Source organism: Stutzerimonas sp. KH-1 (genome assembly GCF_054483855.1).
In genome coordinates this window covers 608,341-633,470 of the sequence record NZ_CM137011.1, presented here as the reverse complement: position 1 = coordinate 633,470, position 25,130 = coordinate 608,341, and the positions used below count along the sequence as shown (strand labels likewise).

At 62.7% G+C, this 25,130-nt stretch carries 27 protein-coding genes; 6 read left to right on the top strand and 21 right to left on the bottom strand.

Annotation, left to right across the window (positions count from 1 at the left end; genetic code table 11):
- Positions 1–2: 2 nt before the first annotated feature.
- From fabF to ACX1DW_RS03105, 7 genes are all read right to left on the bottom strand, one after another.
- The gene (gene fabF / locus ACX1DW_RS03135) at positions 3–1,247 is read right to left on the bottom strand and encodes a beta-ketoacyl-ACP synthase II (RefSeq protein ID WP_102840170.1); all 1,245 of its coding nucleotides are present in this window, start codon (positions 1,245–1,247) and stop codon (positions 3–5) included.
- A gap of 164 nt (positions 1,248–1,411) precedes the next feature.
- Positions 1,412–1,648 carry an acyl carrier protein gene (gene acpP / locus ACX1DW_RS03130; protein WP_003283670.1) on the bottom strand — a complete coding sequence of 79 codons (237 nt, stop codon included), beginning with the start codon at positions 1,646–1,648 and terminating at the stop codon, positions 1,412–1,414.
- Between the two features lie 194 nt (positions 1,649–1,842).
- Complete coding sequence (gene fabG / locus ACX1DW_RS03125) at positions 1,843–2,586, bottom strand: 3-oxoacyl-ACP reductase FabG (RefSeq protein WP_063539885.1); 744 nt, start codon at positions 2,584–2,586, stop codon at positions 1,843–1,845.
- A 14-nt stretch (positions 2,587–2,600) separates the two neighbouring features.
- Positions 2,601–3,539, bottom strand: coding sequence for an ACP S-malonyltransferase (gene fabD / locus ACX1DW_RS03120; RefSeq protein WP_458992764.1), 939 nt, complete (start codon positions 3,537–3,539; stop codon positions 2,601–2,603).
- A 63-nt stretch (positions 3,540–3,602) separates the two neighbouring features.
- Complete coding sequence (gene plsX / locus ACX1DW_RS03115) at positions 3,603–4,673, bottom strand: phosphate acyltransferase PlsX (RefSeq protein ID WP_161611622.1); 1,071 nt, start codon at positions 4,671–4,673, stop codon at positions 3,603–3,605.
- Between the two features lie 3 nt (positions 4,674–4,676).
- Positions 4,677–4,859 (bottom strand): 50S ribosomal protein L32, encoded by a 183-nt coding sequence (gene rpmF / locus ACX1DW_RS03110; RefSeq protein ID WP_003293518.1) that lies wholly within the window; start codon positions 4,857–4,859, stop codon positions 4,677–4,679.
- Between the two features lie 12 nt (positions 4,860–4,871).
- Positions 4,872–5,399: a YceD family protein gene (locus ACX1DW_RS03105; protein ID WP_063539888.1), complete on the bottom strand. Its 528-nt coding sequence runs from the start codon at positions 5,397–5,399 to the stop codon at positions 4,872–4,874.
- 103 nt (positions 5,400–5,502) lie between these two features.
- Between ACX1DW_RS03105 and ACX1DW_RS03100 the strand changes: the two genes are divergently transcribed.
- Positions 5,503–6,081, top strand: a complete 579-nt coding sequence (locus tag ACX1DW_RS03100) for a Maf family protein (RefSeq protein ID WP_458992763.1) — start codon at positions 5,503–5,505, stop codon at positions 6,079–6,081.
- Between the two features lie 2 nt (positions 6,082–6,083).
- Here ACX1DW_RS03100 and sppA read toward each other — a convergent pair whose 3' ends face one another.
- The 3 genes from sppA to rluC are packed head-to-tail and all read right to left on the bottom strand — an operon-like array spanning position 6,084 to position 8,689.
- A complete protein-coding gene (sppA, locus tag ACX1DW_RS03095; protein WP_458992762.1) occupies positions 6,084–7,067 on the bottom strand; it encodes a signal peptide peptidase SppA in 984 nt (327 codons plus the stop codon).
- Positions 7,057–7,743: an HAD-IA family hydrolase gene (locus ACX1DW_RS03090; protein ID WP_458992761.1), complete on the bottom strand. Its 687-nt coding sequence runs from the start codon at positions 7,741–7,743 to the stop codon at positions 7,057–7,059. The genes sppA and ACX1DW_RS03090 overlap by 11 nt, the downstream gene beginning before the upstream one ends.
- Positions 7,736–8,689, bottom strand: a complete 954-nt coding sequence (gene rluC, locus ACX1DW_RS03085) for a 23S rRNA pseudouridine(955/2504/2580) synthase RluC (protein ID WP_458992760.1) — start codon at positions 8,687–8,689, stop codon at positions 7,736–7,738. The genes ACX1DW_RS03090 and rluC overlap by 8 nt, the downstream gene beginning before the upstream one ends.
- Positions 8,690–9,245: 556 nt before the next feature.
- Here rluC and rne point away from each other — a divergent pair.
- On the top strand, positions 9,246–12,380 hold the full coding sequence (gene rne / locus ACX1DW_RS03080) for a ribonuclease E (RefSeq protein ID WP_458992759.1): 3,135 nt from the start codon (positions 9,246–9,248) through the stop codon (positions 12,378–12,380).
- Positions 12,381–12,585: 205 nt separating this feature from the next.
- Here rne and murB read toward each other — a convergent pair whose 3' ends face one another.
- The 8 genes from murB to ACX1DW_RS03040 all read right to left on the bottom strand — a co-directional run bounded on the left by murB (position 12,586) and on the right by ACX1DW_RS03040 (position 19,421).
- Positions 12,586–13,605 carry a UDP-N-acetylmuramate dehydrogenase gene (murB, locus tag ACX1DW_RS03075; RefSeq protein WP_458992758.1) on the bottom strand — a complete coding sequence of 340 codons (1,020 nt, stop codon included), beginning with the start codon at positions 13,603–13,605 and terminating at the stop codon, positions 12,586–12,588.
- Positions 13,602–14,069 (bottom strand): low molecular weight protein-tyrosine-phosphatase, encoded by a 468-nt coding sequence (locus ACX1DW_RS03070; protein WP_458992757.1) that lies wholly within the window; start codon positions 14,067–14,069, stop codon positions 13,602–13,604. The genes murB and ACX1DW_RS03070 overlap by 4 nt, the downstream gene beginning before the upstream one ends.
- 1 nt (position 14,070) lies before the next feature.
- Positions 14,071–14,835 carry a 3-deoxy-manno-octulosonate cytidylyltransferase gene (gene kdsB / locus ACX1DW_RS03065; RefSeq protein ID WP_458992756.1) on the bottom strand — a complete coding sequence of 255 codons (765 nt, stop codon included), beginning with the start codon at positions 14,833–14,835 and terminating at the stop codon, positions 14,071–14,073.
- Positions 14,832–15,017 (bottom strand): Trm112 family protein, encoded by a 186-nt coding sequence (locus ACX1DW_RS03060; RefSeq protein WP_011913743.1) that lies wholly within the window; start codon positions 15,015–15,017, stop codon positions 14,832–14,834. Before ACX1DW_RS03060 ends, kdsB begins: the two co-directional genes overlap by 4 nt.
- A gap of 45 nt (positions 15,018–15,062) precedes the next feature.
- Complete coding sequence (gene lpxK / locus ACX1DW_RS03055) at positions 15,063–16,067, bottom strand: tetraacyldisaccharide 4'-kinase (RefSeq protein WP_458992755.1); 1,005 nt, start codon at positions 16,065–16,067, stop codon at positions 15,063–15,065.
- Positions 16,067–16,495, bottom strand: coding sequence for an ExbD/TolR family protein (locus tag ACX1DW_RS03050; RefSeq protein WP_310586284.1), 429 nt, complete (start codon positions 16,493–16,495; stop codon positions 16,067–16,069). The genes lpxK and ACX1DW_RS03050 overlap by 1 nt, the downstream gene beginning before the upstream one ends.
- A complete protein-coding gene (locus tag ACX1DW_RS03045) occupies positions 16,492–17,124 on the bottom strand; it encodes a MotA/TolQ/ExbB proton channel family protein (RefSeq protein WP_285531598.1) in 633 nt (210 codons plus the stop codon). Before ACX1DW_RS03045 ends, ACX1DW_RS03050 begins: the two co-directional genes overlap by 4 nt.
- Positions 17,125–17,195: 71 nt before the next feature.
- Positions 17,196–19,421: a DNA internalization-related competence protein ComEC/Rec2 gene (locus tag ACX1DW_RS03040; protein ID WP_458992754.1), complete on the bottom strand. Its 2,226-nt coding sequence runs from the start codon at positions 19,419–19,421 to the stop codon at positions 17,196–17,198.
- 144 nt (positions 19,422–19,565) lie between these two features.
- On the opposite strand from ACX1DW_RS03040, the gene ACX1DW_RS03035 reads away from it, so the two are divergent.
- Positions 19,566–20,081 (top strand): DUF2062 domain-containing protein, encoded by a 516-nt coding sequence (locus tag ACX1DW_RS03035; RefSeq protein ID WP_011913748.1) that lies wholly within the window; start codon positions 19,566–19,568, stop codon positions 20,079–20,081.
- A 12-nt stretch (positions 20,082–20,093) separates the two neighbouring features.
- Here the strand turns inward: ACX1DW_RS03035 and ACX1DW_RS03030 are convergent, their stop codons facing one another.
- The 3 genes from ACX1DW_RS03030 to ACX1DW_RS03020 are packed head-to-tail and all read right to left on the bottom strand — an operon-like array spanning position 20,094 to position 23,291.
- Positions 20,094–21,338 (bottom strand): lipoprotein-releasing ABC transporter permease subunit, encoded by a 1,245-nt coding sequence (locus ACX1DW_RS03030; RefSeq protein WP_458993439.1) that lies wholly within the window; start codon positions 21,336–21,338, stop codon positions 20,094–20,096.
- Entirely contained in the window at positions 21,338–22,036 is a 699-nt protein-coding gene (lolD, locus tag ACX1DW_RS03025) for a lipoprotein-releasing ABC transporter ATP-binding protein LolD (RefSeq protein WP_444816259.1), read from the bottom strand. Before lolD ends, ACX1DW_RS03030 begins: the two co-directional genes overlap by 1 nt.
- Positions 22,037–22,043: 7 nt before the next feature.
- Complete coding sequence (locus ACX1DW_RS03020; RefSeq protein ID WP_458992753.1) at positions 22,044–23,291, bottom strand: lipoprotein-releasing ABC transporter permease subunit; 1,248 nt, start codon at positions 23,289–23,291, stop codon at positions 22,044–22,046.
- 33 nt (positions 23,292–23,324) lie between these two features.
- Here ACX1DW_RS03020 and ACX1DW_RS03015 point away from each other — a divergent pair, with 33 nt between their 5' ends.
- The 3 genes from ACX1DW_RS03015 to ACX1DW_RS03005 are packed head-to-tail and all read left to right on the top strand — an operon-like array spanning position 23,325 to position 24,991.
- Positions 23,325–23,960 (top strand): PilZ domain-containing protein, encoded by a 636-nt coding sequence (locus ACX1DW_RS03015; protein WP_081253726.1) that lies wholly within the window; start codon positions 23,325–23,327, stop codon positions 23,958–23,960.
- Between the two features lie 3 nt (positions 23,961–23,963).
- On the top strand, positions 23,964–24,272 hold the full coding sequence (locus ACX1DW_RS03010; protein ID WP_152481469.1) for a phosphodiesterase: 309 nt from the start codon (positions 23,964–23,966) through the stop codon (positions 24,270–24,272).
- On the top strand, positions 24,269–24,991 hold the full coding sequence (locus tag ACX1DW_RS03005) for a glycerophosphodiester phosphodiesterase (protein ID WP_458992752.1): 723 nt from the start codon (positions 24,269–24,271) through the stop codon (positions 24,989–24,991). The genes ACX1DW_RS03010 and ACX1DW_RS03005 overlap by 4 nt, the downstream gene beginning before the upstream one ends.
- Positions 24,992–25,130 lie beyond the last annotated feature (139 nt).

Below are 25,130 nucleotides of genomic sequence, written 5' to 3'. Positions count from 1 at the left end.
CGTCACTCGGCGAACCGGCGGAACACCAGCGAGCCGTTGGTTCCACCGAACCCGAAAGAGTTGGACACGACGACGTCGATCGGCCGCGGCTTGGCCTGATTCGGCACAAAGTCGAGGTCACAGCCCTCGTCCGGCTCCTCCAGGTTGATCGTCGGCGGCGCCACCTGATCCCGGATGGCCAGAACGCTGAAGATCGCCTCCACGGCACCGGCCGCACCGAGCAGGTGACCGACCATGGACTTGGTCGAACTCACCGACAGCTCGTAGGCGTGGTCACCGAATACGCTGCGAATGGCCGCAGCCTCGGCCTTGTCGCCAGCCGGCGTCGAGGTTCCGTGAGCGTTGATGTACTGCACCTGCTCGACGTTCAGCTGGGCGTCGTTCAGCGCATTGCGGATGCAGCGCGCCGCACCGGCTCCGTCGTCGGGTGGGGAGGTCATGTGGAAGGCGTCTGCGCTCATGCCGAAGCCGATCAGTTCGGCATAGATATGCGCACCGCGTGCCTTCGCATGTTCGAGCTCTTCGAGCACCAGCGCCCCGGCTCCGTCGGAGAGCACGAAGCCATCGCGCCCCTTGTCCCACGGCCGGCTCGCCCCTGCCGGGTCATCGTTGCGCGTGGAAAGCGCGCGCGCCGCGGCGAAGCCGCCAATGCCGAGCCCGCAGGCCGCCATCTCGGAACCGCCGGCAACCATCACGTCGGCTTCGCCGTAGGCAATGTTGCGCGCGGCCATGCCGATGCAATGGGTGCCTGTGGTGCACGCTGTGGCGATCGCATAGTTGGGGCCTTGCAGGCCAAGGTGAATCGACAGGAAACCGGACACCATGTTGATGATCGAGCCAGGCACGAAGAACGGCGAAATACGCCGCGGCCCCTGCTCCATCAGTGCCTTGCAGCTGTTCTCGATGTTGGTCAGGCCACCGATACCCGAGCCCATTGCCACGCCGATTCGCTCGCGATTGGCATCGGTGATCTCCAGACCCGAGTCACGCACAGCCTGAAAACTCGCAGCGAGGCCATACTGAATGAAAAGGTCGAGCTTGCGAGCTTCTTTCGCTGGCAGGTACTGCTCGACATCGAAGCCTTTGATCGACCCGCCAAAACGAGTGGAGTAGGCCGAAAGATCCATGTGCTCGATCAGGCCGATACCACTGCGACCAGCAAGAATACCCTGCCAGCTGCTTGGCACATCGTTACCCAGAGGCGAAAGCATGCCCATCCCGGTGACTACGACGCGTCTACGCGACACAGCGATTACTCCTATACCTAAACGTACTTGGCTCACTCCTGCCGCGACAGGAACGGTTCGAGCGCAAGGCAAGCGCCCGCAGCCTCGATAAAACCCCTCTCAAAGAAAAGCCGCACTACCCGATCAAGGCAGTGCGGCTTTCTTGATTCCGAGCGGATTACAACTTACTGCGCGTGCGCGTTGATGTAATCGATGGCTTCCTGAACGGTGGTGATCTTCTCAGCCTGCTCGTCCGGGATCTCGGTCTCGAATTCCTCTTCCAGAGCCATCACCAGCTCAACGGTGTCAAGAGAGTCGGCACCCAGGTCTTCGACGAAGGAAGCGCTGTTGGTTACTTCCTCTTCTTTAACGCCAAGTTGCTCGGCAACGATTTTCTTGACGCGTTCTTCGATGGTGCTCATACCTTGTTTTCACTCCTATGGAAAAATCAGGCAGCTGGTTTGCGCGGTAGTGTATAGAAAGCGTTTTCCGCATTTCAAGCTGGAAGCAGGCAAGCATGACGCCGCCTTCAACCATCTATCTATAAATCAGCTGCAGTTTTATAGCTAATTTAAAGACAGCCGTTATGACTGTCCTCCTGCGTTTGGCGTCACACTCAGCTCATGTACATGCCGCCATTCACCGGCACCGTGGCACCGGTAACATAGGCAGCGCCGTCAGAAGCAAGGAAAGCAACGACCTTGGCAATCTCTTCGGCCTGACCGAGACGCCCCAGGGGAATCTGCCCCAAGAGCGCATCACGCTGGGCTTCCGGCAACTCGCGAGTCATGTCGGTGTCGATGAAACCAGGCGCCACGGAGTTCACCGTAATGCCACGCGAACCGACTTCCCGCGCCAATGCACGGCTGAAACCCTCCAGTCCGGCCTTGGCTGCGGCGTAGTTTACCTGCCCGGCGTTACCCATGGCACCAACCACCGAACCGATATTGATGATCCGCCCCCAACGCGCCTTGGTCATGCCACGCAGCACGGCCTTGGAAAGGCGATACAGACTGTTCAGATTGGTATTGATGACGTCATACCATTCGTCATCCTTCATGCGCAGCATCAGGTTATCGCGGGTGATCCCGGCGTTGTTGACCAGAATCGCCGGCTGCCCGAGGTGCTGCTGAATGTGCTCCAGCGTGCTGCTGACCGATTCGTCATTACCGACATCGAGCACCAGACCTGCACCTTCGATACCGTTTTCCTTCAGCGTTTCGGCGATGCGCTCGGCGCCTGAAGACGTGGTCGCCGTCCCGATCACGATGGCACCCTGACGGCCCAGCTCAAGGGCAATGGCCTGGCCGATGCCGCGGCTCGCACCGGTTACCAGTGCCACCTTACCTTGCAGATTCATAGCGTTCTCCTTGTTCATGCCAATGCACCACGGGTCGCGGCAAAGGCTTCGGGGGTGTCGAGATTGTAGGTGCTGACGCCCTTGACGCAGCGCTTGTTGAGACCGGACAGCACCTTGCCGGGGCCGCACTCGACCAGCGAAGTCACGCCGCGATCACCCAGGGCCACCATGGATTCGACCCAGCGCACCGGGCTGTACAGCTGAGCCAGCAGATCGCGCTTGAGCGTACCCAGATCGGCCACCACCGCGGCACTGACGTTCTGCACCAGCGGGATCTGCGGCGCCTGCCAGGCGATCGCCTCGACCGATGCGGCGAAGCGCTCGGCTGCGGGGCGCATCAGATCACAGTGCGATGGTACGCTGACCGGCAGCGCCATCGCGCGCTTCGCGCCTTTGGCCTTGCAGGCCTCGATGGCGCGCTCCACGGCCGCAGCACCACCGGCGATGACTACCTGACCCGGTGCATTGAAATTGACCGCACTGACCACCTCACCCTGAGCGGCCTCGGCGCAGGCAGCCAACACATCGGCATCTTCGAGACCGAGGATAGCCGCCATGCCACCCTGGCCGGCCGGCACCGCCTGTTGCATCAGCTGACCACGCAGCTCGACCAGCTTGACTGCATCGGCGAACGGCAGGCTACCAGCGGCAACGAGTGCGGAATACTCGCCGAGGCTATGTCCGGCAAAGAAAGCAGGCCGCGCACCACCCTCCGCTTGCCACAGGCGCCAGAGCGCAACAGAAGCAGCGAGAATGGCCGGCTGGGTCTTGTCAGTCTGATTCAATTGCTCTTCCGGGCCCTGCTGAGTCAGTGCCCACAGGTCGTAACCCAACGCAGCGGAAGCCTCGGCAAAGGTATCGATGATCACGCTCTGCTGAGCACCAAGCTCGGCCAGCATGCCGAGCGATTGCGATCCTTGGCCAGGAAAGACGAAAGCGAGTGATGCAGACATGAAAACGACTCTCTTATAGGTTCTGTTCGTCTGAAGAACACGCCCGTGCAGGCGTACCGAATTTCAGTTGGATGGCCAGCCATCTCCAGCGGTCACATCATCCGCCCCACTGGATAGCCTGTCGCCAGAGAGAAATTGCCCCAGACGACTGCGCAGCTGCTCCGGAAGATCATGCTCGACATCCTGCGTCGCACGACGAATGGCCGCTTTGAATCCATCCGCACCGGCGCTACCGTGACTCTTGACCACAATCCCCTGCAACCCAAGAAAACTAGCACCGTTGTATTGCGCCGGGTTGAGTTCCGCACGCAATCTACGCAACAGCGGCAGCGCAGCTGCGCCGACGATGCGCGCCGCGACCGAGCGGCGGAACAGCGCCTCAACCTTGGCGACCAGCATCCCGGCCAGTCCCTCACTGGATTTGAGCAACACGTTACCTACGAAGCCATCGCACACCACGACATCCGCTTCGCCGCGATATAACCCATCACCCTCGATGAAGCCACGGTAATTGAGACCCGAAGCCTGCTGCAGCAGCGCAGCGGCCAGCTTGACCTGCTGATTGCCCTTTATCTCTTCCGTGCCGACGTTTAACAGCGCAACGCGCGGCTGCTTTGTCCCGAGGGACTCCGCGGCCACAGCACCCATTATCGCGAACTGGTAGAGCTGCGCGGCCGGGCAATCGACGTTGGCGCCGAGATCCAGTAGCAGGCAAGGCGCGCCTTGCGTCGGAAGCGCGGTTACCATAGCCGGCCGATCGATACCGGGAAGGGTTTTCAGCACCTGACGCGCCAGCGCCATCAGCGCACCGGTATTACCGGCGCTCACACAGGCTTGCGCATTACCGTCACGCACCTGCTCGAGCGCCAAACGCATCGACGAACGAGGCTTGCCGCGTAACGCTTGAGCGGGACGCTCGTCCATCGCGACCATCTCAGGCGCATCGACGATTTTCAGGCGCGAGTGATCGACGCCGGATTGCTTGGCAACCAGCTGTTCAAGAAGGGAGGATTGGCCGACGAGGACCAGATGCAGCGAGGAGTTTTCAGCCAGACAGGAAAGACTGGCCGGAACAATGCAGTGGGGACCGAAGTCCCCACCCATTGCATCGATCGCGATGACCGGAGCGGACAAGGATTACTCGTCAGCGCCCTTGTCGATCACCTTGCGACCACGGTAGAAACCGTCCGGGGAAACGTGGTGACGCAGGTGAACTTCACCGGTGCTCTTTTCCACGGACAGAGCGTTCGGCTCGAGCGCGTCGTGAGAACGACGCATGTCACGGGCGGAACGGGATTTTTTGTTCTGCTGAACAGCCATTTGGATCAACTCCTAAACGTTTGGGTCACGCTTTAACTGCGCCAGTACGCTGAACGGGTTGGACCGCGTTACCTCGTCCTCACTCGGCTCAGGCTCATCTGGCCCAACCGGCGGCTGGCAAATTTCAGGGTCATGGAGTGGAACAATGGGCAGAGCGAGCAACAACTCGTCTTCGACCAGCGCCAGCAGATCCAGAGGATCCTCTCCCACTTCCAGCACGTCGTAGCCCTTGGGCAGGTGCTGACTGCTCGCCCCTTCATTCACAACGGCATAATCGCACTCGCTATGAATTGGCAGAACAACCGGCTCCAGACAGCGCTGGCAGATCATCTTGACCTCAACGTCGAGCTGACTGTGGATCACCACAGTACGCTGCTCGTCGCGCCCAAAGGCAAAACTGGCGCGCACCACACCCTGATCATCTTCGAGAGGATCGGCGAGCCGCTTGAGCTGCGACAGCTGCAGCTCACCCTCAAGAGTGGCCGCTCGGTCAGCGAGCTTGCGCGGATCAACGTGCGGAGGTATCGGTCCTTTCAACATAAGCGCGGCATTCTAGGGAGGAGCCTTTCGGCTGTCAAAGGAATTCCGCCCATACGCGCCGCCCACTTACAATTGCCGACCCATGCATATAAAGGAAGGACTCATGCGCCATCTGCTGCTTGCCTCCAGCTCCCGCTACCGTCAGCAATTGCTTTCGCGCCTGCAGGTTCCATTCGACAGCTGCTCTCCAGATATCGACGAAACCCCCATGCCAGGAGAAGCTGCGGAGCAACTGGTGCGCCGACTGGCCGAACATAAAGCCCGAGCCCTGGCAACCAGCCACCCGAACCACCTGATCATCGGATCCGACCAAGTGGCCGTGCTGGATCAACAGATTCTCGGCAAGCCCGGCTCGCCAGAGCGCGCAAAGGAGCAATTGCAGGCTGCCAGCGGCAAAAGCGTTCGATTCCTGACCGGCCTGGCCGTGCTCGATAGCGCAACCGGCCGAATCCAGGTGGACTGCGTACCATTCACCGTGCACTTTCGAACGCTGGACGAGGCACTGATCGAACGCTACATCAGCATTGACCAACCCTTCGACTGCGCCGGCAGCTTCAAAGCAGAAGGGCTGGGCATCAGGCTGTTTAGGGCAACGGAAGGAGCAGACGCGACCAGCCTGATTGGACTACCACTGATTCGCCTGACGGACATGCTGCTGAACGAGGGGATCGAAATCCCCTGACACTACCTCAGCATTGGCCCCTGCACACCGACCAGCATTGCCAGACGCTCGGCGACGCCCGCCCCGAGCTTCTTGGTAAACCGATCGAGCGGCGACTCCTTGACCGTATAGTCGACCATTTCCGGCTCACCAATCACTTCGCGCGCGACGTGAGCGGTACTTCCCAGGCCATCAACAAGCCCCAGCTCGAGGGCCTGCTCGCCCGACCAGATGAGCCCTGAGAACAGTTCGGGGTGCTCGGCATCCTGAAGCCGCTCACCCCGACCGCGCTTGACGCTATCAATGAACTGCTGGTGAGTAGTGGCCAGCACCTCACGCCAGAACTCGGTCTCCTCGGGATTTTCCGGCTGAAACGGATCCAGGAATGCCTTGTGCTCGCCTGCCGTGTAGACCCGACGCTCGACACCCAGCTTCTGCATGGTATCGACAAAGCCGAAAGTGGCTGCCGTAACGCCGATCGACCCCACCAGACTGGACTTGTCGGCATAGATCTCATCTGCCGCACTGGCGATGTAATAGGCACCCGAGGCACCCAGATCGGTGATCACGGCATAGACCTTGATGGCCGGGTACTCGCCGCGCAAACGGCGAATTTCGTCATAGATGTATCCCGACTGCACCGGACTACCGCCGGGGCTGTTGATGCGCAGGATCACGCCTTTTGTATTCGCATCTTCAAACGCTGCCTGCAAGGCCCCGACGACATTGTCGGCACTAGCCGACTCCTCGTCGGCAATCATGCCTCGCACATTGATGACCGCGGTGTGACTCTCCCGCACAGCCTTGTCTTTTCCGAACTGCAGTGCAGGCGAAAACAGCGCCAGCGCCCCGAACAAATAGATGAAGGTCAACAGCTTGAAGAATATGCCCCAACGCCGTGCACGCCGCTGCTCCTGCACACCCGCAAGCAGGGTCTTCTCCAGCAACTTCCAACTGTTGCGATCGTCCTTGGACTCACCCACCGGAGCTTTCCATTCATCCGACATACGTATTCACCTCGGAACCAGCCATGGAGCGCAGCCAACTGCCGAGCCCCGAAAAACAATCGATCACCAGGCGCGGCTCGAACTGCTGCAGGACCTGCAGCGGCTGCGCGCCGTAGCCAACCGCAACACTGTCCACCCCAGCGCGATTAGCCATCTGCAGATCGAACACCGAATCCCCGATCATCAGCGCCCGCTCCGGCCGAACACCGCAGTGCGCGAGGATCTCTTGAATCATCAGTGGATCAGGCTTGCTAGCCGTTTCATCCGCGCAACGCGTGATGTCGAACAGATCCTCCCACCCCTGCCCCGCCAGCACACGGTCAAGCCCACGGCGCCCCTTGCCGGTCGCAACCGCGAGCAAATAGCCAGCCTCGCGAAACTCCGAAAGCGCCTCGGTGACACCGGGGTATGGCATCGAAGGCTGAGCTTCCAATCCCAAGTAATGGTCGGCGTAGTGCTGACGAAACGCCTCGACCAGCGCCGTATCGACCTGATTCGGGTACAGCATCTCGATAGCTTCAGGGAGCGCCAGCCCAATGATGCCCTTGACCGCCGCATCGTCGACCTGCGGCAGACCACAGATCCGAGCAGCAACATGGATCGATTCGACGATACGCCCGATCGAGTCGACCAGCGTGCCATCCCAGTCGAATATCAGCAGCTGGTAGTTACTCACCAAGTCGCTCCAGCGTCCTCGCCCACATTTCATCCACCGGGGCCTCCAGCGACAGCTCGCCACCATCAGGGAGCGGCACCTTCAAGGCATAGGCGTGCAGAAACAGCCGTTTGCCGCCCAGATCGCGGATCTCACGAGTGAACTCTTCCTCGCCGTACTTGCTGTCACCGGCAATGCTGTGGCCTGCGTGACGCGCATGGACTCGTATCTGATGGGTACGCCCCGTCACCGGCTTGGCCTCGACCAGAGTGGCAAATTCGCCGAAGCGACGAAGTACGCGAAACAGCGTCAGCGCCTCCTTGCCGTCGTCGGTCACTTCGACCATCCGCTCGCCGGAGCGCAGGGTGTTCTTCAACAGCGGCGCACTGACCTGCTTCTTCGATGTCTCCCAACGCCCGCGCACCAGCGCCATGTAGCGCTTGTCGACACCATCCCCTCGCAGGGCCTGATGCAGATGGCGAAGCATGCTGCGTTTCTTGGCCACCATAAGCAGGCCGGACGTATCCCGATCCAGACGATGGACCAGTTCGAGCTCCTTGGCGTCAGGACGGAGCTGACGCAAGGCCTCGATCACTCCATAGCTCAACCCACTGCCACCATGCACGGCGATACCGGCGGGCTTGTTCAGCACGATAAGCGACTTGTCCTCATAGACGATGGCGTTTTCCAGCCGCTCCAGCAGTCCCTGCGCGAGCGGCTCCGGCTCATCGCGCTCCGCCAGCCGCAACGGCGGAACGCGCACGAGATCGCCCGCCTGGAGCTTGTACTCAGGCTTGATCCGCCCCTTATTCACCCGCACCTCGCCTTTACGCAGAATGCGGTAGATCAGCGTTTTGGGGACGCCTCTGAGCTGGGTTCGAAGGAAGTTGTCGATGCGCTGGCCGGCAAGTTCCGGCGCGACCTCGAGTATTTGCACACCGGAGGTCTGGGAGGGGGTATTGGTCATCGCGGCATGATACCAATTTTCATGGAATTGAAGCACTTAAACATTGCTGTTATAGTCGCGAACGCCGCCAAAAGCGGTCAGGTCACAGGATGCCAGCGATATCGCCATCCCTGACCGGCAAACAATGTTCGAGGACGTGAGGCCGTCCGACGGAGCTTCCCTCAAGTAGCGGTGAAGTTGCGAAACAAGCCTTGAAGACATGATGCGTGCCCCTTAGGGGAATCGCGATAATCGACAACCCGCTCCCCGGATTCTGCGAGCGGCACCCGATTTTCAAAGTATGCGTGTTGGGTGGAGATGCACAGCATCGGATTGCGTAGCAAAGGCTTTCACAGACGTTTCATTCCGTCCGCTACCGATGCCTGATTCCTCCTCCCGAACCATTGCTTCTGTTCCGACAGCAAGCAGGAGATGTCGTCGCGACGCCGGCCCATTTGGCCGCACATCGCTGGACACTGGAGTGCCTTACAACCATTCCTGACTCACCTGACACCGACCGCGAGAGTCGTGTGTGCCGAACGCCGTTTCCGGATGCCACGGAAACCGACGGTACTACATGAAAAGAATGCTAATTAACGCAACTCAACCTGAAGAGTTGCGTGTCGCACTGGTCGACGGCCAACGCCTGTTCGATCTGGACATCGAATCCGGTGCCCGCGAACAGAAAAAAGCCAACATCTACAAGGGCAAGATCACCCGCGTCGAGCCCAGCCTCGAAGCCGCTTTCGTGGACTTTGGTGCAGAGCGCCACGGTTTTCTTCCTCTCAAAGAAATCTCCCGCGAGTACTTCAGCAAGGCACCTGAAGGCCGTGTGAACATCAAGGACGTCCTGCGCGAAGGCCAGGAGGTCATTGTTCAGGTCGAGAAAGAGGAACGCGGCAACAAGGGCGCCGCCCTTACCACCTTCATCAGCCTTGCCGGCCGCTACCTGGTGCTGATGCCGAACAACCCCCGTGCGGGCGGCATTTCGCGCCGCATCGAGGGCGAAGAGCGCAACGAGCTGCGCGAAGCGCTGAATGGCCTCAATGTCCCTGCCGATATGGGCCTCATCGTACGCACCGCCGGCCTGGGTCGTTCCAGCGAAGAGCTGCAATCGGATCTGGACTACCTGCTGCAACTCTGGACCGCGGTCAAGGAGGCGTCCCAAGACCGCGCTGCCCCGTTCCTGATCTATCAGGAATCCAACGTCATCATTCGCGCCATCCGCGACTATCTGCGCCAGGATATCGGCGAAGTGTTGATCGACAGCGTCGAGGCACAGGACGAAGCACTGAGCTTCATCCAACAGGTGATGCCGCAGTACGCCAGCAAGATCAAGCTCTACGAAGACTCCGTTCCACTGTTCAACCGTTTCCAGATCGAAAGCCAGATCGAAACGGCCTTCCAGCGTGAAGTGAAGCTGCCTTCCGGCGGCTCCATCGTTATCGACCCGACCGAAGCCTTGGTGTCCATCGACATCAACTCGGCGCGAGCCACCAAGGGTGGCGACATCGAAGAAACCGCGCTGCAGACCAATCTGGAAGCGGCCGAGGAAATCGCACGCCAGCTGCGCCTGCGCGACATCGGCGGCCTGATCGTGATCGACTTCATCGACATGACGCCGGCCAAGAACCAGCGCGCCGTCGAAGAAAAGATGCGCGAAGCCCTGGAAGCCGACCGCGCACGCATCCAGGTCGGCCGCATCTCGCGTTTCGGCCTGCTGGAGATGTCACGCCAGCGCCTGCGCCCATCCCTGGGCGAAACCAGCGGCATCGTCTGCCCACGCTGCAACGGCCAGGGCATCATTCGTGACGTCGAATCGCTGTCGCTGGCAATCCTGCGCCTGATCGAAGAAGAAGCCCTCAAGGACCGCACCGCCGAGGTTCGCGCCCTCGTGCCCTTCCAGGTCGCAGCCTTCCTGCTCAATGAAAAGCGCAACGCGATCACCAAGATCGAACTGCGCACCCGCGCACGTATTTTCATCCTGCCGGACGACCATCTGGAGACGCCGCATTTCGAAGTGCAGCGCCTGCGTGACGACAGCCCCGAGATCGTTGCCGGTCAGGCCAGCTACGAGATGAGCCAGAGCGAAGCCGAAGAAGTCCAGCCGGTCAGCTCGACGCGCACCCTGGTTCGCCAGGAAGCCGCGGTCAAGACCGCACCGCAGCGCAGTGCACCCGCCAATGCCGCTCAGGCCCCTGCCGAAGCACCCGTGGCCACGCCTGCACAAGAACCGAGCCTGTTCAAGGGCCTGATCAAATCGCTGGTCGGCCTGTTCGCAGGCAAGGCCGAGGAGCCACAGGCCGCTGCGCAAGTGGAGAAGAAGCCGGCATCCGCCCGTCCGCAGCGTAACGACGAGCGCCGTAGCGGTCGCCAGCAGAACCGCCGGCGCGACTCGCGTGGCGGACGTGATGACGAGCGCAAATCGCGTGAAGAACGCCAGCCGCGCGAAGAGCGCCAATCCCGCGAGGAACGCCAGCCTCGTGAAGACCGGCAAGAGCGCCAGCCGCGCCCACCTCGCGAGGAGCGCAAGCCCCGCGAGCAGGCAGAGGCCGGAGAAGCTCAGCCACGTCGCGAACGTGCCCCGCGTGAAGAGCGCAAGCCCCGTGAAGAGCGCAAGCGTGAGCTGCGCGCACCGATCGACGAGGCACCGGCAGTGACGCAGGAAGAGCAGGCCGAGCGCCAGCCCCGCCCCCCGCGTGAAGAGCGCAAACCGCGTGCCGAACAGCCGGCCGCCGCTGCGGACGAGCTGCTGCAGCAGGCCGTCGAAGCGGGCGAAACCGAAGACGCTCAGGAAGCCAATGACGGCACCGAAGGCAATGAGAGCGAGCGCCCACGTCGTCGCTCCCGTGGCCAGCGCCGTCGCAGCAACCGCCGTGAGCGCCAGCGCGATGCCAACGGCAATGAGATCGAGGAAGTCGATGAGCGCAATGCCCCGGTGAAAACCGAAGAAATCGCCATCGCTGCAACTGCTGCCGCTCTGGCCGCCAACACCGCCGATACCGAGGCTGCGCCGCAGGCTACGCTGGCCGAAGACGCAGTGATCCAGACCAGCAGCGAAGGCGTTGCGACGATCGTCGAGCACGTACCGGCCACCGAGCCCCCTGTTACCCAGGAAATGGACGAGCGCAAGGTTCTCGAGGAGCCGACCGCGGTCGAGGCTCCGGTACAACCGGCTGAAGAAGCGCCGAAAGAGGTAGCGCAGCCCGCTCAGCAGGCAGCGGCTCCGCAGCCTGCGCCCGAGCCGGTGGTCGAGAAGACCGAAGCGGCACCGGTTGCCACCCCGGCGTTGACGCCGAGTGGTCGCGCGCCCAACGATCCGCGTGAGGTCCGTCGCCGTCAGCGTGAAGCCGAGCGCCTGGCCAAGGAAGCGGCTGAAGCCGAAGCCAAGGCCGCTGCGGAACAACCGCTCGCTAGCCCGGAAATCGTCGCCAGTGAACCTGTCGTCGAAGCCCAGCCGGAACAGCCAGCCGCTCAGCAGGTAGCCGACGTCCAGCCCGAGCAGACAGTAGAGCCGGTGCTTGCCGAGGAACAGCCTGCGGCTGAAGAGAAGCCGATCGAACCGACCTCCGAGCAGGCACCAGCCGCCGATGCAAGCGAGCGTGATCCGCTGGCATCGCTGACGGGCGAGACGCCTCAGCCTGCTACCGATGAATCGGAGCAGCCTGCTCAAGGAACCGAGCCGGACAGTCGTGAGAAGCCGCAAGGCTAAAACGACACTGCTGTTGAAAGGGGATGCTTCGGCATCCCTTTTTTATTTCTGTTGTCCCGTCCTAAACAAGGTCTACACCTCGCTCGAGCACAGCGGAGCGGGCGAACGGAACAGCACATACGAAAACGCCCAATGCATCGCATCGGGCGTCAGGTACGGGGGAGGTCATTGGAACCAGGCTGCCGCCCAGGCCATCGAACGACCATCAGAGCACGTTCGGCTCGATCTCCAGGGGGACACCGAAGCGCTCGAGCAGGTCGGCCTGAATTCGTTGCGCCAGCTGCAGCAGCTGCTCGCCGGTGGCCTGTCCATAGTTCACCAGCACCAGCGCCTGCAGCCGATGCACACCGGCGTCGCCATCACGAAACCCCTTCCAGCCCGCCCTTTCGATCAGCCAGCCGGCCGCCAGCTTCACCAGGCCGTCATCCTGTGGATAAGCCACCAGATCGGGATACGCCTCGCGAAGTGCCTGCGCCGTCTCGGCGGACACCAGCGGATTCTTGAAGAAGCTTCCGGCATTGCCCAGCTCTCGTGGGTCCGGCAGCTTTTCACTGCGAATGGCGCAGACCGCACGACTCACATCCATTGCCGTGGGCTCGACGATCCCCTGCTCCGCCAGCCGCTGGCGGATCGGGCCGTACTCGAGATGCAAGGAGGCCTGGCGGCACAGAGCGAAGCGCACCCGCAGGATCAGATAGCGCCCCGGACGCCGTTTGAAAACGCTGTCGCGATAGGCGAATGCGCAATCGTCCAGAGCGAATTCGCAAAGAGCCCCGGTTTCGATATCCAGTGCCGTGAGACCGGAGAAGACATCCTTGATCTCGACGCCATAGGCGCCGATGTTCTGAATCGGCGAAGCACCCACGGTCCCGGGAATCAGGCTCAGGTTTTCCAGCCCGATCAGGCCCTGCTCCAGACTCCAGAGCACGAAGGGATGCCAGGGCTCCCCGGCCTCCACCTCGACGATCACCTGACCGGTCGACTCGTCGATGATCCGCTTGCCTCGGCTGGCCATGTGCAGCACCAGGGCCGGCACATCACGCGTCAGCAGTAGGTTGCTTCCACCACCGAGCGGCAGCAGTGGCACCTCGAACTGGCGCGCACGGGCAATCGCCTCATGCACATCGGCATCACTGTGGGCCTCGGCGAAGTACCGGGCGCGCTGGTCGACGGCGAAGGTGTTGAACGGCTTGAGGGAGCGGTTTGCTTCTATGGTGAGGCTCACAGTCGCCCCTTTATCTCGGCGAGCAGCGCATCACTGGCTTCTTCGATGAGATCCAGCACGGTGTCGAAGCCGTCTGCTTCGCCGTAGTAAGGATCGGGCACTACATCGCAGCCAAGCCCGTAGCGACGCAGCAGCAGGTCGACTTCCGCCTTGGCTGCGTGCTTCGGGCGCAGAGCCTGCAGCCGTGCCAGATTGTCGTGATCCATTGCCAGGATGAGATCGAAGCGCTGGAAGTCCGCAATGGAAACCTGCCGGGCGCGCAAGGCGTCGAGCGTGTAACCACGCCGTCTTGCCGCCTCGCATGCACGCTGGTCTGGCGCCTTGCCGACATGCCAGTCGCCGGTTCCGGCCGAATCGATCTCGACTCGCGCGCCAAGGCCGGCCTGCTCGATCCGCTGGCGGAACACACCCTCGGCCGTGGGCGAACGGCAGATATTGCCCATGCAGACGAACAGCACCTTCATGTCAGTCACCCAGCAAACGGCGAACCCGGTCCAGGTCCTCAGCGGTGTCGACCCCGGCGGGGGGAGCTTCGACGGCATCGGCGACATGGATGCGCCGCCCATGCCAGAGCGCACGCAGCTGCTCCAGACACTCCGTATCCTCCAGCCAGCACGGGCCCCAGGACACGAAGTCGGCCAGGAAGCCAGCACGGTAGGCATAAATGCCGATGTGCCGCCGGTAAGGGACTTCGGGCGGTAGCTGGCTGCGGTCCACGGCAAAGCTGTCACGCGCCCAGGGCAGCGGCGCTCGACTGAAGGTTAGCGCCAGACCGTTGATATCGGAGAGCACCTTGACCACGTTGGGATTGAACAGCGCCTGCGCATCTGCCAGCGGTTCGGCCAGCGTAGCGATGGCCGCCTCCGGATGCCCTGCAAGGTTGGCGGCGACCTGGTCGATCACCGCTGGCGGAATCATCGGCTCGTCGCCCTGCACGTTGACCACGATGGCATCGCCAGGCAACCCGAGCTGCTCGGCCACCTCGGCCAAACGATCGGTGCCGGAGTTATGCTCGGCGCGGGTCAGCACGACCTCTGCGCCAAACGCTGTGCAGGCATCGACGATGCGCTGATCATCGGTGGCAATCACTACACGCTGGGCCGCGCTCTTGCGCGCCTGCTCCCAGACGTGTCGGATCATCGGCTTGCCGGCGATGTCCTGCAGCGGCTTGCCGGGCAATCGGGTCGATGCGTAGCGGGCCGGAATGACGACGGTATAGGCGGTGCTCATTTGTCCAGACGCTCATCCACATCCAGAGTACGCGCTTCGCTCTCGAGCATTACCGGGATGCCGTCACGCACGGGAAAGGCCAGGCCATCGGCCTTGCAGATCAGTTCCGACTTGTCCTCGGCGAGCTTCAACGGCCCCTTGCATAGTGGGCAGGCCAGAATGTCGAGCAGTTTGGTATCCATGCGCAGTCCTTGGAAGCGATCGACCGCGGCGGCAGGTCGAGCGGCTTAAGAGAGATCGGGCAGCAATCGCGCCAGCTGATCGTCGAACCAGGTTACGAACGCCGTGGAGGGCACGGCCTGCACCTGCAGATACGACCAACCCGGGGGTGCGAACGCCCGGCATTTCACCGCGTCCTTCTCGGTCATCACCAGTGGCAGCTCGGGGCTGAACTTCAGCTGCTCCGGACTGTAAGCGGCGTGGTCGGCGAAGGCGTGCGGAATCGGTCGCCAGTGTAGCGCCTCGAGCGTGGCGAAGAAACGCTGCGGGTTGCCGATACCGGCCACAGCATGCAACTGCTGGCCGGCCGCATAGTGATCCAGCGGCCACCGTCGGCCGGTACTCAGCTCGACCAGACCAACCGGCTGAAGGCTGAACGCATACCCTTCAACGGTATCGGCGGCAGCGCCGTTGAACAGTACGGCATCCACCTCGTTCAACCGCACAGGCGGCTCACGCAGGGGGCCGGCCGGTAGACAGCGCCCGTTACCCAGCCCACGCGCGGCATCGATCAGCACCAGTTCGAGATCACGCGCCAGACGGTAGTGCTGCAGGCCGTCGTCGGAGACGATCAGATCGAGCGGCTCCTGCTCGAGCAGAGCACGAACGGCGCGCGCGCGATCAGGATCGATCATCAACGGAACCCCCGTACGCTGAACGATCAGCAGAGGCTCATCGCCGCAGTGCTGTGCCGGGTGCTCGGCGCGAACCCGCCACGGCAGCGTCGGGGGCTCGGCAGCATAGCCACGGCTGACGACCCCGACACGCAGCCCGCGACGTTGACAGTGTTCGATCAACCAGAGGATCAGCGGCGTCTTGCCGGTTCCGCCGACGGTGATGTTGCCTACGACGACAACCGGAACAGGAGCGCGATAGGCGGTGTTTGGATCTTCGAGGAAACGCCGCCGCCTGGCTCCGACCACGCGCCGGTACAGCAGCTCCAGGGGCGCCAGCAGACGCAATGCCGGATGCCCCTGATACCAGGCACGTTGCAGGCGCTCGGCAAAGGACATCAGGGCGACGCCTGCGCCTCGACCGTGGTTATCCGCAGCTGGGCGAAGCCAAGCTTGCCCGCGGCATCCATAGCGGTGATGACCGCCTGATGCGGCGTCTTGCCGTCGGCGCTGATGATTATCGGTAACCGGTTGTCGCCGCCGGACTCCTTGCTCAGCGCCGCCATCAGCGAGTTCAGATCGCTCTTGAGCAGCGCCTTGCCGTTGAGCGAATAATTGCCAGCCACATCGATCAGCACTTCCAGCTGGCGGACCTCAGCATCCTGCGGTGGTGTGCCGCTGGCCGCTTCTGGCAGGTCGACCTTGAGCTGCGTTTCACGGGTGAAGGTGGTGGTGACCACGAAGAACAGGAGCAGGATGAACACCACGTCGATCAGCGGTGCGAGTCCGATCTCCACGTTCTCCCGGGGTTTGCGACGGAATTTCACGCCTTCTCCTCACCGAGATCGACATCGCGGTCGCCCTGCACCACTTCCACCAGCTTGATCGCCTCCTGCTCCATGCCGACGACGAGTTCGTCGACGCGACGCTGCAGGAAACGATGGAAGAACAGCGCGGGGATACCGACCATCAAGCCCGCAGCGGTGGTGATCAGCGCCTTGGCGATGCCTCCTGCGAGAAGCGGTGCGTTGGCCATGCCCGAGCCCATGAAGGCGCTGAAGATCTCGATCATGCCCAGCACGGTCCCGAGCAGACCGAGCAAGGGTGCAATGCCGGCGATGGTGCCCAGGGCGTTGAGATAGCGCTCCAGATCGTGGACGACGCGGGCGGCGGCCTCCTCGATGCATTCCTTCATGATCTCGCGGCCACGCTTAGAATTGCTCAGGCCGGCGGCGAGGATCTCACCCAGCGGGGAGTCGGCACGCAGCTCCTTGAGTTTCTGGTTGCTGAGCTTCTTCTCCTTGATCCACTTCCATACCTGGCCCAGCAAATGCGGAGGCGTGACACGGCTGGGACGCAGCGTCCAGAGTCGCTCGGCAACGATACCGGCGGCCGCGATGGAACATAGAATGATTGGCAGCATAATCCAGCCGCCTGCTTTGACCAGCTCCCACACGAGATGAATCCCCCTCGAAAAAGTGGCGCCACTCTAGCATAGGGTCGCTGGGTCGCCGACGGCCGCCGTTCTCATTTTTCCCGCCAGAATCGTCGCTGCGAGCGTTGCAGCTCCGGCGGCGAAAAACTGCCCAGATCGATCCGGATGGCGCCATGCAACGCCGTGTCGTAGGCCTTGATATCGAACGCCTCGAGCCGCGCGGTCACGCTCGGGTGCGGGTGGCCGAACGGATTGTGCAGACTTCGCGAGATCAGCGCGGCTTGCGCGGCCACGCCATGCAGAAACGGCTCCGACGAGGAGCTGCGGCTGCCGTGATGGGGCAGCAGCAGCCAGTGCGATGACATCTGCTGCTCACTTGCCAGCCAAGCCTGCTCGGCGGGCTGGTCGATGTCACCGGTGAGCAGGATTCGCTCACCGTTGGCCTCGATCTGCAGCACGCAGGACCGCTGGTTGCTGTCCTGCGCCGCCTGCCATTGCCACAGACTGAAGCGCACATCGTTCCATTGCCAAGTGCTGCCGCTTTCGCAACGTTCGGCGCCCAGATCAGGCGCAAGGCGCGACGGCTCGCCACTGACCACCCGATCAACCCTCAGCAACCGCTGAACCGCGTCCGCACCGCCCGAATGATCATTATCGGCATGACTCAGCAACAGCAGGTCCAACCGAGTCACGCCAAGGGTCCGGAGCGAAGGGACGACCACCCGCTCGCCCGTATCGAAGTCGCCCTGCTTCGGCCCGGCATCGTAGAGCAGTGCATGCTCGCGAGTGCGTACAAGCACCGCCAGGCCCTGCCCTACATCCAATACCCAGACCTGCGCCCGGCCGTCTGGCACCTCCACACGAGGCGGGAATAGCAGCGGCAATAGCAGCAGCAAACCCAGCGAACGCAGCGGAATACCCGCGGGCAGCAACAGCAACAGGACGCCCAGCCCGATTAACGCCAGCGCCCAGACGGGCAGGCCGACTGCAATCCAGGCGGGTTGCCAATTGGCTATCGCCGCCAGGACGTCGAACAGCAATGCCAGCGAATAGCCCACCACCGACAGCAGCGCTTCGCCAACCCCGGCCACGGGCAGCAGGAGCGTACCGAGCAACGCAAAGGGCACGGTCAGACTCACCCAGGGTGCGGCAAGCAGATTGGCCAGCGGCCCGCTCGCACTTACCGGCAGTCCGAGGGCCAGCAACAGCGGAAGCAGACCAAGGGCGGCCGCCCACTGCGCCCGGGTCAGCGCCATCCACCAGCGCCATGAGCCGAGCCGCCCCGAGAACGCCAATGCCAGAACCGCCACCGCTCCAAATGACAGCCAGAAGCCGGGCTGCAATGTCACCAGAGGATCGATCAGCAGGACGCCATCGAGCGCCAGCAGCAGCGGCAACCAGACACCCAGGTGGCGAAAGCGCAATCGCCAGACAAGCACCACCGTCACCATCAGGCAGGCACGACGCACCGGCACCTCGAAGCCGGCCAGCCAGCCATAGGCCAGCGCACCGCTTAACGCCAGCCCGCACGCCCAGGGCAACCAGGGCAACCGCCGCGGCCACGCACCCAGGCGAGCCAGCAATGCGACCAGACCATAGAGCAGCCCCGCCAGCATGCCGATGTGCTGTCCGGAGATGACCATCAGGTGGACGGTGCCGGTGTCCTGCAACACCTGCCAGTCGCCGCGGCTCAAACCGGAATCGTCACCCACCACCAGTGCCGCGATGGCGCCCTGCCGATCGGATGCCGGAATGGCCATGAGCCGCGCCCGAAGCTGATCGCGCCATCCGTCGCTTGACGTCGACGCCGTCAGGCGCTCGCCTGCCTTTATCGTGCCCGTGGCGCCGATGCGTCGCGCCAGCAACCAGGCTTCGTAATCGAAGGCGTGGGGATTGACCATGCCATGCGGTCGCTTCAGTCGCGCCGCCAGGCGCCAACGCTCGCCGGCTTGCAGCAGCGGACCGTCATACCAGGACAGCCGCACCTTCGATGGCAACCCGGCATGGCGCGATTGGATGTCGTCGAGCTCGAAGCGCACCACATTGCCGATACGGCTGGGCAACCCCACTACCCGTCCCTCGATCCAGAACGTACGACCGTCCATGGACGCCGGTAAGCGGTCGTCGATGGCGCTCTGGCTCTGGTAGCAGGCCCAGCTCAAGCCCAGCAGAAACAAGCCCGGCGCCACCCAGCGGTGACGCAGCAGGAGCAGCAGTCCGACAGCCGCCAGCGCCGCACAGAACCACTGCGCGGGCAAGGCAGGAAGGAAGCGTGGCAGGACCAGACCCGCGGCGAGCGCAAGCATCCATGTGCGCATTTTCAGTCTCCAGAAATCCTTTCCGGACCGTTATCGAAGCGGGGCAATCTGTCGCAGGCGTAGACGTAATGTCACAAAACTACTGTCAGCGTCGCACCGCGATTCAAGGCATAATCGCCCGGCTGCTGCCTTCAGAGAACCTTCATGCCGCGTCGTTTTTTCAAACGCTACATGCCGCACCCCGATCGCATCAAGACTAACAAGTCCCTGCGTTTTCTCGGCGCGCTGATTCACGATCCCAATCTCTGGCATCTCAATCGACATTCGGTATCCCGCGCGATGGCGATCGGCTTGTTCTGGGCCATGATCCCGATGCCGATGCAGATGCTTGCAGCGGCCGTCTGCGCCCTGCCCTCCAGAGCCAATCTGCCGATCGCGGTGGGGCTGGTCTGGCTGACCAACCCGCTGACCATGCCGCCGGTCTTCTATTGCAACTACAAGATCGGGACCTGGCTGCTGGACACCCCGGCCTCCAGCATGCCGGCAGAACTGAGCCTGGCCTGGGTACGCTACATGCTGCAGCACAACTGGCAGCCGCTGTACCTGGGCTCCCTGGTCAGCGGGCTGGTGCTGGCGGTGCTCGGTTATGTATTCACCCAAGCCTACTGGCGCTGGTGGGTTGGCCGCAGCTGGCGGCGGCGGCAGAACGGCCGTCGTTGACGGCCGAGCCGGTCATTCGTAGCGCAGGGCCTCGGCAGGCTGGGTCTGCGCGGCGCGCCAGGCCGGGTAGATCGTGGCGAGAAAGCTCAGGGTAAGCGCCGCCAGCGATACCAGCACCACGTCATCCAGACGCAGTTCCGAAGGCAGCGTACTGATGAAATAGACGTCGGAGCTGAAGATGTGCTGTCCGGAGAGCCGTTCCAGCCAGGTCACCAGGTCGCTGACGTTCAGCGCGCCGAGCACACCCAGGATCACGCCAATCACGGTGCCGCTGAAGCCGATGATGCTGCCCTGGACCATGAAGATCGCCATGATCTGCCGCGGCGTCGCCCCCAGCGTCCGCAGAATGGCGATGTCGGCACGCTTGTCGGCGACCACCATGATCAGGGTGGCGATGATATTGAACGCCGCTACCGCGACGATCAGCATCAGGAGCAGGCCGATCATGGTCTTTTCCATCTTCATCGCGCTGAACAGGCTGCCCTGGGTGTAGGACCAGTCCTCCACGCGGTAGCCTTCGCCCAGCGTCGCCTGTACCTGTGCGGCCACCTCCGGCGCACGGTAGAGGTCGTCAAGCTTGAGTCGCACGCCCTGAACCTGTTGCGGCATCCAGCGATGGATCTGCGCGGCGTCGGCGCGATGGATCATCCCCAGACTGCCGTCCAGATCCGCGCCCACCTTGAACACCCCGACCACGTTCAGCCGCTGCATACGCGGCGTGACGCCACCGGGAGACGAACTGACCTCAGGGACGATCAACGTCAGCTTGTCGCCCAGCTTCAGCCCGAATCGCCGCGCGGTCATCAGACCGATGATCACACCGTACTCGCCGGGCTTGAGCGCATCCAGGCTGCCGCCGACCAGACGCTCACCAACGATGGACACCTGCGCCTCCGCCTGCGGATCGATGCCGCTGATCTGGATCGGTTGCATGCTGCCCTTGAACGACAGCATGCCTTCGAGCTGCGTCACCGGCGCCATGCCGACGATCTGCGGGTGTGCCGACAGACGCGCGGCAACCGCCTGCCAGTCATCCAGCGGCTGCTCACCGATGACCGTCGCGTGGGGCACCATCCCGAGAATCCGCGCGCTCATTTCACGCTGGAAGCCGTTCATCACCGACAGGACCATGATCATCGCCAGCACACCCAGCGCCAGGCCGATCAGCGAGGTCAGGGAAATGAACGAGATGAAATGGTTGCGCCGCTTGGCACGGGTGTAGCGGCTGCCGATGAAAACGCTGACGGGCCTGAACATCATTCGACCACCAGGCGCCCGTCTTCCAGCCGCAGCACCTGGTCCATCTGGGCGGCAAGCTGGCGGTCGTGGGTAACCACGAGAAAAGCGGTATGCAGCGAGGTGCTGAGTTCGAGCATCAGATCCTGAATGCCTTGCGCGGTATGATGGTCCAGGTTACCGGTTGGCTCATCGAGCAATACCAGTGCCGGCTCGTTGACCAATGCCCGAGCGATGGCCACGCGCTGCCGCTCGCCACCGGACAGCTCCGCAGGCTTGTGCTCCAGGCGATGGCCGAGGCCGACCCGCTGCAGCAGAGCCGACGCTCGCTGCCGCGCTTCCGGAATCGGCGTGCGCCCGATCAGCAGCGGCATGCAAACGTTCTCCAGCGCGGTGAACTCGGCAAGCAGGTGATGGAACTGATAGACGAAGCCCAATGCGCGGTTGCGCAGCAGCCCGCGATCCTTCTCGTTCAGCGCCGACAACTCCTCGCCGGCCAGCCAGACGCTGCCCTCGCTCGGCGTATCGAGCCCACCGAGCAGGTTCAGCAGCGTGCTCTTGCCCGAGCCGGAGCTGCCGACGATGGCCACGCGCTGACCGGGGAACAGTTCAAGTTGCAGCCCGGACAGGACCTCCACCGATTCGGGGCCCTGCTCGTAGCGCTTGCCCAGGTTGCGGCAACTCAGCACCGCCTGCTTTTGCGAAGACAGCTCGTTCATAACCCGCTCACTCATAACGTAGCGCCTCTGCCGGCTGGGTGCGCGCGGCACGCCAGGCCGGATACAGGGTCGCGAGGAAACTCAGGATCAGCGCGGCGACGCAGACCTGGATCACATCGGCCGCCATCAGCTGGGACGGCAGGTAGTCAATGAAATACACGTCGGCACTCAGAAACTTGTGCCCGATCAGCCGCTCCAGCGCGGCGATCCAGCTGCTGACATTGACGGCGGCGAACATGCCGAGCAATGCGCCGACCAAGGTGCCGACCACGCCGATCACGGTGCCCTGGACCATGAAAATCGCCATGATCTGCTTCGGCGTAGCGCCCAGCGTGCGCAGGATGGCGATGTCGCCGCGCTTGTCGGTCACCACCATCACCAGCGTGGAGATGATGTTGAACGCGGCGACCGCGACGATCAGCAGCAACAGCAGCCCGATCATGGCCTTCTCCATGCGGATCGCCTGGTAGAGGTTGCCGTGGGTGCGGGTCCAGTCGCGGGAATAGAAGTCGTCGCCGAGCTGACCGGCCAATTCCCAGGCGATACGCGGCGCCTGGAACAGATCGGCGAAACGCAGACGCAGCCCCTGCACCTGATCCGGCTGCCAGCGCTGCAAACGAGCCATGTCGGCAATGTTGGCCAGCGCGACGTAACCGTCGATCTCGCCAGCACCGACATGAAAGATTCCGGTCACGGTGAAACGCTTCATGCGCGGGAACATCCCCGCTGGAGTCACGGTGACCTCGGGCGCCACGAAGGTAATCTTGTCGCCGACGCCGGCACCGAGCTTGGCAGCTGCCTTGTCACCGATGACGATGCCGAACTCGCCGGCCTTGAGATCATCCAGCGAGCCCTCGCGGAAGAACTGATCGATGATCGAAACCTGGCGCTCCGCCTGAGGCTCCACCGCATTGATCAGGATCTTGGTCACCTGGCCCTGATGGGTCAGCAGCCCCTGGCTCTGGATGAACGGCGCAGAGGCCAACACCTGCGCGTGCTGCTCGACGCGCGAGCCCAGCGCCTGCCAATCGTTGATCGGCGTCGGGCTTTCGATGGTCGCGTGGGGCACCATGCCCAGCACGCGGGTGCGCATTTCATGATCGAAGCCATTCATCACCGACAGCACGACGATCATCACCAGCACGCCAAGCGCGAGCCCAATCATGGAAGTCAGGGAGATGAAGGAGACGAAGAGACTGCGACGTCTGGCGCGTGTGTAGCGCGCCCCGATGTACACGGACAGCGGTCTGAACATAGATCGACGGGTTCGCTGGCGGGGGAAAACAACATGCAGCTGACGCCACCGCGGGGCCTGATACACTCTGGCCATCAACGCTACCCGGGTATCGCCATGCCGACACAAGACACTGAAGAACGCCGCGAATACTACCGTATCGAGGATCGCGTGGCACTGGAAATCATCCCGGCGAGCCAGGACCACCCCGCCGCCAGCGAGCCTCTGCCCGCGCTGTTCAACCTGCTTGGCGAGCTTCATCAGCTGGACTTCGAGGCGCAGCATTTGTTACGCCAGATTGCCGAGAGCAACCGCACGCTGGCCAACTATCTCAAGGTGCAGAACAAGCGAATCGAACTGCTGGGACAGGCATTGGCGCAGGATCTGCTGAAGGATCAGAGCGCGCCGCAACCGGTGGTGCTTTCCGAAGGTGGCATCAGCTTTGCGAGCGAACAGCCGTTGACCGAAGGCGAGCTCGTCACGCTGAAGCTGGTCCTGCTGCCGCAAGGGCTTGGCCTGTTGTTACCGGCGCGGGTCATCTACTGCACCGCAATGGAGGACGGACGCTACGACATCGGTACCGAGTTCGAAGCGTTGACTGATGCACAGCGACAACTGCTTGCACGGCATATCCTGCAGAAACAGGCGTTGGAAAGGCGCCTGGCCCTGGAAAACCTGCAAGGAGAATGACCGATGCGCCGCCTGGCGACCCTGCTGTTCACGCTGACATTCAGCCCGTCACTGTTCGCCGACGAGATTCGCATACCCGTCGGTCAGCAAGGCCAGTCCGAGATCGCCTTGCCCGCCCGCGGCGATTCGAAGATCAAGGTCCTGGACCGTTTCGGCCTGGCCGACGAAGAGCATCCCGCCGTTGGCCAGCCGCCGATCACCCGCTGGGATTATCGGGAATTCTCCGTATATTTCGAACGCGACCGAGTCATCAACAGCGTCCGCCACCACCAGCGCGCTCAACCACCCGTGAAGGAAGATCAACAACCGTGACACTCATCTACGGCCACCGCGGCGCCAAGGGCGAAGCTCCGGAGAACACCCTGGCGAGCTTCGAGCAATGCCTGCAGCATGGCGTACGCCGCTGCGAGCTGGACCTGCACCTATCCCGCGATGGCGAGTTGATGGTCATCCATGATCCGACGCTCAAGCGCACCACCGGCCGCCGAGGCAAGGTTGCCCAGCACGATGCCGAAGAGCTGGTGAAGTACGACGCCCGCCAGGGTGGCCCAGGCTGGAAGACACCCTGCCCCATCCCGCGCCTCAGTGAACTGTTCGAGAGGTGCGACTTCGAGCACTGGCAACTTGAAGTCAAGAGTGCTTCGCGCGATCGTGCAGCGCGCACGGTGCTGGCAATCAAGGCGCTGGCCGAGCGTTATCAGCTCATGGAACGAATCACCGTCACCTCCAGCTCACGGGAGGTTCTGCGGGCTCTGAATCGGCTGGCGCCGGAAATCTCGCGTGGCCTGGTAGCCGAATACAACTGGCTCGACCCGCTCAAGGTGGCCCGTCAGTACGGTTGCGATCTGCTGGCGTTGAAGTGGACGCTGTGCACCCCGGAGCGCCTGGAGAAGGCAAAAAAACAGGGGCTGCATGTTTCGGTGTGGACCGTGAACGAGCCGGCACTGATGCGGCGCCTGGCAGACTTCGGCGTGGACAGCCTGATCACCGATTATCCGGGCATCGCCGTCAGCACACTGGCTCAGGGCTGACCTACAGGCCTTACGCCCATGCGACGATTCGACAGCGCTGGCGCTGCCGAACCGTCTCACCTGATCAGAAGCTCTCCCGGTTCGGCCAGTGCCAATCCCGGGAGTCCCAACCCTCTCCAGCCGGCTCAGGCCGCCGGCC